This is a genomic window from Janthinobacterium lividum, assembly GCF_011601275.1.
Lineage (GTDB): Bacteria > Pseudomonadota > Gammaproteobacteria > Burkholderiales > Burkholderiaceae_D > Janthinobacterium > Janthinobacterium lividum_E.
Window position 1 is genome coordinate 1 of the sequence record NZ_JAAOLY010000062.1, and the last position, 382, is coordinate 382.

Sequence of the window (382 nt, forward strand, 5' to 3'; positions counted from 1 at the left end):
GGAGCGCGCACCTATTCCGGCACGGTGGCAAACGTTGCGCCCATTGCCGGCGCCGTCAACGCCACGGTGGCCTATGGCAGCAGCGTCCAGCCGATTACCTTGAACCTGAGCGGCGGTGTCGCGACATCGGTGGCGGTGGCTTCCGCCGCTTCGCACGGCACGGCGACGGTCAACGGGACCAGCATCAGCTATACGCCGGCGGCCGGTTATGCCGGTACCGACAGCTTTAGCTATACGGCCAGCAATGGCGCCGGTACTTCGGCGCAAGCTATCGTGACAATCACGGTCAGTCCGCCGGTGATCACGTTGGCGCCGACGGGTTTGCAGGCGATGACGTTCGGTGTCGCCTACAGCGAGACCATCACTGCCAGTGGCGGGGCGT

General features: G+C 65.4%; 1 protein-coding gene. It reads left to right on the forward strand.

What is annotated here, in order from left to right; genetic code table 11:
• Positions 1–382, forward strand: a 382-nt coding sequence (locus GYK42_RS28870; protein ID WP_166450283.1) for an Ig-like domain-containing protein, incomplete at both ends; no start/stop codon positions are given.